This window comes from Spirillospora sp. NPDC046719 (genome assembly GCF_040645715.1).
Classification (GTDB): Bacteria; Actinomycetota; Actinomycetes; order Streptosporangiales; family Streptosporangiaceae; genus Spirillospora.
The window spans coordinates 1-9,025 of the sequence record NZ_JBEYYT010000387.1 but is presented as its reverse complement, the minus strand read 5'-3'; the positions used below and the strand labels follow the sequence as shown (position 1 = coordinate 9,025).

Sequence of the window (9,025 nt, the reverse complement as noted above, 5' to 3'; positions counted from 1 at the left end):
GCCAGCTCCCGCTCGGCGTAGGTGACCGGGTCCCACCGGACGAGCGCCTGGACGGCCGGCAGCGCGCCCTCGGCCGCCACCACCACCGGCCCCTCCGGGCGGACGAGCGCCGCCGCGTTCATCCACCGCCGCAGCGTCTCCTCCCCCGCCCGCAGATCGGGCCGCCCCAGCAGCACCCAGCCGTCCAGCAGCAGCCCCGCCGTGTAGCCGCCGTCGGCCGGGGGCTCCGCGCCCGGCGTCGACACCACCAGCGCCCGCTCCGGTCCGACCCGCTCCAGGATCGCCTCCCGCCCGGACGTCCGCACCGGCACGCCGGGGAACGCCCGGCCCAGCTCCTCCGCCGTGCGCTTCGCGCCCACGACGATCGCCCGCACCTGGAAGAAGCCGCACTCCGGGCAGTGCCAGTCGCCCGCGATACGGCCGCACCAGCGGCAGTAAGGAGCCGCATGCGACGACGGCAACGCCAACGGTCCCTGGCAGGCGACGCAGCGCGCCGGAGTACGGCACCGCCCGCACGCGATGCCCGGCACGTAACCGCGCCTGGGGACCTGCACGAGCACCGGCCCGTCCTCCAGCGCGCGCCGCGCCGCCTCGAACGCCAGATTCGGCAGCCGCGCCGTGCGCGCCGCCGCGTCCCGGGCGAGCTGCGCGTCCTCCCCCACGTACCGGACGCGCGGCATCGCCCGCCGCACCCGCGCCCGGTCGGCGGCCAGGGCGTGCGCCCATCCCGTCTCGACCAGCACGGTCGCGTCCGTCGTCCGGGTGAACCCGCCGATCAGCGCGCCCGCCTTCGCCCGGTGCGCGCGCAGCGCCAGCACCTCGCGCGGATGCGGATAAGGGGCGTGCGGCTCAGCGTGCACGTCATCGCCGTCGTCCCACAGCACGGCGAGGCCCAGATCGGCGACCGGCGCGAACATCGCGGCCCGCGTCCCGACCACCGCCCGCGCCTTCCCCCGCAGCACCGCCAGCCACCGCCGGTACCGCTCGGCCGGACCCAGCTCCGCCGTCAGCGCGACATGCCGCCCCTCCCCCAGCTCCGCGGACAACGCCGCGTCGACCCGGGCCACGTCGCGGCCGTCCGCCACGACGACGAGGGCGCCGCGCCCGGCGCGCAGCGTCACCGCCACGGCCCGCGCGATGGCCGCCGCCCACTCCGGGCCCGGCAGCGCCGTCCACACCGCTCGCGGCGCCCTGCCCTCCGCCAGCGCCGTCAGGAACGACACGCCCGCCGGGTATTCGAGCCAGGGGTTCTCGCCCTCGTCCGGCCCGGCCGCCGGCGGCTCGCCGGTCTCCTCCTTGACGGCCTCGGCCTCCACGCGGGCATGCCGCGGCGGGACGGCGAGCCTCAGCACGTCCGCGAACGTCCCGGCGTACCGGTCGGCGACCTCCCGCGCGAGCGAGGCGATCTCCGGGGTGAGGACGGGCTCCGGGGACGTCACGCGCTCCAGGTACAGGAGCTTCCCGTCATGGCCGCTCTCCTCGACCCGCTCCAGCAGGAACCCGTCGACGAGCTGCCCGGCGAACCGCACCCTCACCCGGCACCCCGGCACGGCCTTCGCGTCGAGCTCCACCGGGACCAGGTAGTCGAACGGGCGGTCCAGATGCGGGAGGGACATGTCGACGGCGACACGCGCGACGGGCCGTTCCTCCGCCGGGCGCCGCGCCCCCTTCTTCGGGGCCTTCCCGCCGCCCCTGCCGGCCGCCGCCGTCGCCTGCCGCGCCTTGCCCGCGGGCACTCTGGGGACGTCGTCCAGGCCCGGGATCAGGTCCGCCCCGCCTCCGTCCTCGGTCACGTCCCCGTCCTACCAGATCAGCCCGACGGTCAGCGGCGCGCGCTATGGTGTGGTCCGTTTGAACGGGGCGCGCATCAGGCCGATCCGCGAACAAGCGGGGTCGCCCGACGCCCTTCGCGCTCCCGCCGTCCGACGAGCACGTGCAGGCGATGTGACCACAGCGCATTCTCCAGAGCTGACCGACGCCCGGGACCGGGCCGGGTCATCGGCCCGCCCGGGCCGCCCCGGCGCGTCCTGGTGGAAGCGGTGGACCAACCCCCGCAACCCCGTCGTGGCCGCCACGGTCGCCGCCGCCGTCATGCACGTGGTCTGGGCCCTGTACCTGGCGACCGAGGGCGGCGACCTCGCCGCCCAGGCCGCCTGGACCGACTTCGCCTGGAAGCACCCCACCGCCGCCTACAGCTTCGCCTGGTACGGCGGCATGCACCCCGCCTCCTACAGCCTCCTGTCCCCGTACCTGATGGCGCTGTTCGGCATCCGGACCGTCGCCGTGGTCGCCGGCACCGTCTCGGCGGGGCTCACCGCGCACCTCCTGAGGCGGTTCAAGGCCCCCATGGCGCTGCCCGCCGCGCTCTGGGCCGCGTTCGCGCTGTCGTGCAACACCGCCTCCGGCCGCGTGACGTTCGGCCTCGGCCTCATGTTCGCGCTGATGGCGGTGCACGTCGCGTTCACCCCGCGCGGCACGCCCGCGCTCCGATTCGCCGGGATGGTCGGCCTCGGCCTGCTCGCCACGGCGTCCAGCCCCGTCGCCGGCCTGTTCCTGCTCGTCCTCGCCGCCACGCTCTTCCTCACCGGACGGCGCCGCGCCGGCGTCTCCGTCGCGATCGGCATGCCCGTCGTGGTCGGCACGACGAGCCTGCTGTTCCCCTTCAACGGCGTCCAGCCGATCGACTTCACCGCGATCGTGCTGTGGGCGATCATCAGCGTCGTCGCGATCCTCGTCTTCGCCCCGCCGAGCTGGCGGTTCGTCCGCGTCGGCGCCGGCGTCTACCTGCTGGGCATCCTGCTCACCTGGGCGATCCCCTCCCCCGTCGGCAGCAACGTCGAGCGCCTCTCGCTGGTCTTCGGCGCGATGTTCTGCCTGTCCGCCGTCGCGCGCGCACACGGCCGCGTCCGCATCACCGTGCTGTCCCTGGCGTTCATCGTCACCGGCTCATGGCAGGTCGTGAAGCCCATCGAGGACCTCGTCCACACCACCCCCGCCGCGTCCGCCGCCGCCAACGCCCAGGGCCTCGTCGACGAACTCCACGCCCTCGGCGCCCAGCGGACCCGCATCGAGGTCGTCCCCCTCCGCTCCCACTGGGAGGCCGCCGGCCTCAGCCGCCACTTCATCCTCGCGCGCGGCTGGAACCGCCAGGTCGACGCCGAACGCCACGAGCTCTTCTACAAGGACGGCGCCCTCACCGCCGCCAGCTACCACGACTGGCTGCAGAAATGGGCCGTCCAGTACGTCGTGCTCCCCGAGCAGGAGGCCGACTGGTCCGGCAAGGGCGAGGCCGCGCTCGTCAAGGCCGGCCAGCCGTACCTCGCGGAGGTCTGGCACGACGAGCACTGGCGGCTCTACCGCGTCGCCTACCCCACGCCGCTCGTCGACCCGCCCGCGACCGTCCAGACCCTCGACTCCGGCGAGCTGACCGTGGAGATGCCGGCGGCCGGCTCCGTCCTCGTCCGCGTCTCCTGGTCCCCCTGGCTCAGCGTCACCGGCGGCGACGCCTGCCTCGCCCGCGCCGGCGACTTCGTCCGGATGAACGCCAAGGGCCCCGGCCACTACACCATCGCCGCCCACTACGGCCTCCACCGCGGCAACCACTGTGTTTCTTGAATCCCAGCCCAGGGCCCTCGCCTAGCGGCTCGGCCCCTGACTGGTCTTCGGCGAGCGCGGCCTCGCTTCGCGAGCTTCCCGGTGGGGCTCGCCTTCGGCTTCGCCCCACCGGTCAGATAACGCGCTCGCGCGACGGCTGAGGCGGTCGGGCGGACGCCGGGGGGCTCTCGCTGATCGGCTTCGAAGAGCGGGGCCTGCTTTCTCTGCGGCTGGGCGGCACGAGAAACACCGCGGAGGCCCCTGCGGGGCCTCCGGTCGCCGCTGTGCGGCTCGGAGGAGCACGGGCGGGGCTGAGAGCGGTCAGGAAGGGCTCAGGCATGCGGAAGGGCCCTGGAGGTGCTCCAGGGCCCTTCTGCGCGTCAGGGACGCTTACGGCTCGTCAGAGGCCGGCGGCGGAGGCCAGGTCCTTGGCGCGGTCCGTGGACTCCCAGGAGAAGTCCGGCTCCTCGCGGCCGAAGTGGCCGTACGCCGCGGTCTGCGAGTAGATCGGGCGGAGCAGGTCGAGGTCGCGGACGATCGCGGCGGGACGCAGGTCGAAGACGTCGGCGACGGCCTTCTCGATCTTCTCCGGGGCGACCTTCTCGGTGCCGAACGTCTCGACGAACACGCCGACCGGGTGGGCCTTGCCGATCGCGTAGGCGACCTGGACCTCGGCGCGGTCGGCGAGCTGCGCGGCGACGATGTTCTTGGCGACCCAGCGCATCGCGTACGCGGCGGACCGGTCGACCTTGGACGGGTCCTTGCCGGAGAACGCGCCGCCGCCGTGCCGGGCCATGCCGCCGTAGGTGTCGACGATGATCTTGCGGCCGGTGAGGCCGGCGTCGCCCATCGGGCCGCCGATCTCGAAGCGGCCGGTCGGGTTGACCAGCAGCCGGTAGCCGTCGGTCTCCAGGTCGAACTGGGCGAGCACCGGGTCGACGACGTGCTCCTTGACGTCCGGGGCGAGCAGCTCCTTCAGGTCGATGTCGGGAGCGTGCTGGCTGGACACCACGACGGTGTCGAGGCGGACGCCGCGGTCGCCGTCGTACTCGATGGTGACCTGGGTCTTGCCGTCCGGGCGCAGGTAGGGGACGGTGCCCTCCTTGCGGACCGCGGACAGCCGCTGCGCGAGCCGGTGCGCCAGCGTGATCGGCAGCGGCATCAGCTCGGGGGTCTCGTTGGTGGCGTAGCCGAACATCAGGCCCTGGTCGCCGGCGCCCTGCCGGTCCAGGTCGTCGACGCCCTCGCCCTCGCGGGTCTCGTAGGCGTCGTCGACGCCCTGCGCGATGTCGGGCGACTGCGCGCCGATGGACACCGACACGCCGCAGGAGTGGCCGTCGAAGCCCTTCTTGGACGAGTCGTAGCCGATCTCGAGGATCTTCTCCCGGATGACGCCGGGGATGTCCACATAGGTCTCGGTGGTGACCTCACCGGCCACATGCACCTGACCGGTCGTGATCATCGTCTCGACGGCGACCCGGCTCTTCGGGTCGTCCTTGAGCATCGAGTCGAGGATCGCGTCGCTGATCTGGTCCGCGATCTTGTCCGGGTGTCCTTCGGTGACGGACTCGGAGGTGAACAGGCGGCGAGACACGTACGTGAACTCCTTGCAGCGGCTGCTGACTGACGTCGCAGGACGGATATGTCATCGAGTTCGGCGGGGACCTCCCCGCACGGGCGTTCAAGGGTGGTAAGCCCGCAGTCTAGCGGGATCGGCTCCGGACGCCGGTATGGCGTTGGTCGCGGTCGGGCAGCCTCCGGTCAATCCGCGGGCAGGGGATCAAGGCGCGCGGCGACCAGATCCCAGACGACGTCGGCCAGGGCCTCCTTCGCGCCGCGCTCGACCTCGGTGCTCGACCCGTCGGCGCCGAGGATCACCGCGGCGTTGTCGGGGCGGCCGAAGGTGAGGTCCGTCCCGACCTGGTTGACGACCAGCAGGTCGCTGCGCTTGCGGGCGAGCTTGGCGCGGCCGTTGGCGAGCACGTCGTCGGTCTCGGCCGCGAAGCCGACGATCACCTGCCCGGCGCGGCGGCGCTCGCCGAGCTCGGCCAGGATGTCGGGGTTCTTGGCGAGCCGGATCGGCTCCGGTTCGCCCCCCTCGGTCTTCTTGATCTTCGAGTCGCGGTAGTCGACCGGGCGGAAGTCGGCGACGGCGGCGGCCATCACCACCGCGTCGGCGTCGCCCGCGGCCTCCAGCACGGCCTTGCGCATGTCCTCGGCGGACCCCACCGGCACGACGTGTGCGCCGGCCGGGTCGGGCAGCGCCACGTTGGCCGCGACGAGCGTCACCCGCGCGCCGCGGGCCACCGCGGTGCGGGCCAGCGCGTACCCCTGCAGGCCGGACGAGCGGTTGCCGAGGAACCGGACGGGGTCGAGGGGCTCGCGGGTGCCGCCGGCGGACACCACCACGTGCCGCCCGGCGAGGTCGCGGTCCGCGCTCCCGCGGGCGAGGGTGCGCCGGGCCACCTCGAACAGCTCGGCGGGGTCGGGCAGCCGGCCGGGGCCGGTGTCCTTGCCGGTCAGCCGGCCGGACGCGGGCTCCACCACGATCGCGCCGCGCTCGCGGAGCGTCGCGACGTTCGCCCGGGTGGCCGGGTGCTCCCACATCTCGGTGTGCATCGCGGGCGCGAACACCACCGGGCAGCGGGCGGTGAGCAGGGTGTTGGTGAGCAGGTCGTCGGCCAGGCCGTGCGCGGCCCGGGCGAGCAGGTCGGCGGTGGCGGGGGCGACGAACACCAGGTCGGCGCCCTGCCCGAGGCGGACGTGTGGGACCTGCGCGACCCCGTCCCACACGGCGGTGGAGACGGGGTTGCCCGACAGCGCCGCCCACGTCGGCTCGCCGACGAAGCGCAGCGCGTCCTCGGTCGGGACGACGGTGACGTCGTGGCCCGACTCGGTGAGCCGCCGCAGCAGCTCGCACACCTTGTACGCGGCGATCCCGGCGCTCACACCGAGGACGACGCGCGGCTTACGGGAGGTCATGCGGACACTGTCCCATCAGGCCCGGGGGCCGGTCGCACCCGGGGTCGCCGCCTGGGCGGCGCTCCGGGAGCATCGGCGGGGCCGCCCGCCGGTACGGCGGGCCGCCTCACCCGGACCGGGGCGCTCAGCCCTCGATCGGCTCGGCGTTGAGGAGGCCCTCGCGCGTCTCGCGGAGCGCGATCGACAGGGGCTTCTCCTGCACCTGGGTCTCGACGAGCGGGCCGACGTACTCCAGCAGGCCCTCGCCGAGCTGGGCGTAGTAGGCGTTGATCTGCCGGGCGCGCTTGGCCGCGATGCTCACGAGGCCGTACTTGGTCTCGACGACCTCGAGGAGCTCGTCGATCGACGGGTTGGTGATGCCTTCGCTGCTGGCTGCCACTCCGTGGCCTTCCACTAGTGATTCACTGCGGTGCCGGCCGCCGTCACGGCGGTCGCCGACACTAACGACCAGCCATCAAGGTTAGCAGCTCGTCGCACACGTCCTGGACGGACGTGTTCACCAGGGTGACGTCGAACTCCTTCTCGGCGGCGAGCTCGACGCGGGCGGCGTCCAGCCGGCGCTCGATCACCTCGGGCGGCTCGGTGCCGCGGCCGGTGAGGCGGCGGACCAGCTCGTCCCAGCTGGGCGGCGCGAGGAAGACCAGGCGCGCCCCGGGCATCGTCTCGCGGACCTGCCGGGCGCCCTGCAGGTCGATCTCCAGGAGGACGGGCTCGCCGCGGGCGAGGCGCTCCTCCACGGGCCGGCGCGGGGTGCCGTAGCGGTTGCCCGCGAACTCGGCCCACTCGAGCAGCTCCCCTTCGGCGACGAGCCGGTCGAAACCGGCGTCGTCGACGAAGAAGTACTGCACACCGTGGGTCTCACCCGGGCGGGGGGCCCGGGTGGTCACCGAGACCGACAGCCACACCCGGGGGTGTGAGCGCCGGATCTCGGCGACGACCGTGCTCTTGCCGACGCCCGACGGTCCGGACAGGACCGTCAGGCGGGACATGAGCGGGCCATGCGGTTGTTCGGAGCCCTCCGGCGCAGTGATGGGTGCGCCGGAACCGGGCGAGATGGTGCCGGATCCGGGGAGCCCGGACCCGGCCGCGGCGGCCTCGCCACCGCGCCCGCCCGTGAGTCGCGCGTCAGCGGTTCGCACTTCCGCCGAACTCACGCTCCAGGGAGGCGCGCTGGTTGGCGCCGAGGCCCCGCACGCGGCGGGACTCGGCGATGCCCAGGCGCTCCATGATCTGCTTCGCACGGACCTTGCCCACACCGGGCAGCGATTCCAGGAGGGCCGACACCTTCATCTTCCCGATGACGTCGTCGGACTGACCCTCCTTGAGAACCTCGGCCAGCGAGGTCCCCCCGTGCTTGAGCTTGTTCTTAACCTCGGCCCGCTCCTTGCGAGCCTTGGCAGCCTTCTCCAGGGCTGCGGCGCGCTGTTCGGGGGTTAGGGGCGGAAGAGCCACGCCGGGTCACCTCAGGTTTCCACTCGACGGAGTCGGACGGGTTGGGAAACTAGCGAGTTCACGCCCCATAAGGCAACGTGAAGTGCCGTTTAGCCCGCCACAAAATCACGAAAATCACTCCCTGGAGTGTCCTGAATACAGAGTGTACTCGACTTGGACCCTCCGGAGGCGCATCCCCTTGCCTTGCTGGGACTTTCGCATGATCGTGAAAATCCGCCCTTTCTGCCCCGATTTACGGCACTCGGCACCGCCCCGGCGCGGCGGTCCGCTCCCTCCGGGGGCCTCCGAACCATGATCCCGCCACCCCCCGCCGGCCGGGATCCGGCCCCCCGCGAGGGCCCGGTGTGAAGTCCCCCACAACCCGTCCCGACCGAGTGACGCTCGTCACGCCGGGCCGTTCCGCACGTCGCGGGCGCACCGCAACTGCCATCCTCGACAGCACACCCGCCAAGATCGTTCAGCAGACCGGAGCCGCCTCCTCCCGCACTCCCAGCTCCCATCCCGCGCACGCCCGCCTCCCCTCGGTGCGCCCGGACGCCCCGTCCGGACCCCGCGGGCGTCCGGGACCGCGAATCGGGTCGAACCGACTTCGCCGTCCCCCCGTATCGCTTTGCGGATCCCCGGCCCGGCATTCGCGAGCGAAGTAAAACGACAATGCGCACTCCCGCACGCCCAAGAACACCGCGCTAAATCCACCCCCAAAACCAAATCCATCCCCCGCGTCCCAATCCCGCCGCCCCTCACCTCGTCCGCGGACTCGACTGAGCACCGCCGCGAAGGACCGGCCCCGCTACCGCCAAGACGCGAAATCCCGCCGAGCACCACCGCGAAGGGCCGAGCCCCCACGACGGGGAACCCGGCTGACCACCGCTGCGGAAGGCCAGACCCCGGCCACCGCCACCGGCAGGCACGCGGAGCGAGTGCAGCGAGCGCAGCGGGCCTGCCCGCCGGCTGTCAGGCTGTTTCGCGCGGAGCGCCAGCGGAGCGGGAAACAGCC

Annotated in this window: 7 protein-coding genes; 1 reads left to right on the top strand and 6 read right to left on the bottom strand. The window is 73.3% G+C overall.

Annotated features, from left to right (window positions below; translation table 11 throughout):
- A partial coding sequence (locus ABZ914_RS40180) for a primosomal protein N' (RefSeq protein ID WP_500199809.1) occupies positions 1–1,793 on the bottom strand: 1,793 nt, incomplete at its 3' end.
- Positions 1,794–1,944: 151 nt separating this feature from the next.
- Between ABZ914_RS40180 and ABZ914_RS40175 the strand changes: the two genes are divergently transcribed.
- The gene (locus ABZ914_RS40175) at positions 1,945–3,615 is read left to right on the top strand and encodes a DUF8823 domain-containing protein (RefSeq protein ID WP_500199807.1); all 1,671 of its coding nucleotides are present in this window, start codon (positions 1,945–1,947) and stop codon (positions 3,613–3,615) included.
- Between the two features lie 379 nt (positions 3,616–3,994).
- On the opposite strand, the gene metK is transcribed toward ABZ914_RS40175, so the two are convergent.
- The 5 genes from metK to mihF form a co-directional block, all read right to left on the bottom strand.
- Positions 3,995–5,188: a methionine adenosyltransferase gene (gene metK / locus ABZ914_RS40170; RefSeq protein ID WP_190861793.1), complete on the bottom strand. Its 1,194-nt coding sequence runs from the start codon at positions 5,186–5,188 to the stop codon at positions 3,995–3,997.
- A gap of 167 nt (positions 5,189–5,355) precedes the next feature.
- A complete protein-coding gene (coaBC, locus tag ABZ914_RS40165; protein ID WP_500199805.1) occupies positions 5,356–6,576 on the bottom strand; it encodes a bifunctional phosphopantothenoylcysteine decarboxylase/phosphopantothenate--cysteine ligase CoaBC in 1,221 nt (406 codons plus the stop codon).
- A gap of 124 nt (positions 6,577–6,700) precedes the next feature.
- A complete protein-coding gene (gene rpoZ, locus ABZ914_RS40160; protein ID WP_151542026.1) occupies positions 6,701–6,955 on the bottom strand; it encodes a DNA-directed RNA polymerase subunit omega in 255 nt (84 codons plus the stop codon).
- 61 nt (positions 6,956–7,016) lie between these two features.
- Positions 7,017–7,565: a guanylate kinase gene (gmk, locus tag ABZ914_RS40155; protein ID WP_190861798.1), complete on the bottom strand. Its 549-nt coding sequence runs from the start codon at positions 7,563–7,565 to the stop codon at positions 7,017–7,019.
- 136 nt (positions 7,566–7,701) lie between these two features.
- Positions 7,702–8,028, bottom strand: coding sequence for an integration host factor, actinobacterial type (gene mihF, locus ABZ914_RS40150; RefSeq protein WP_021597647.1), 327 nt, complete (start codon positions 8,026–8,028; stop codon positions 7,702–7,704).
- Positions 8,029–9,025: the final 997 nt, after the last annotated feature.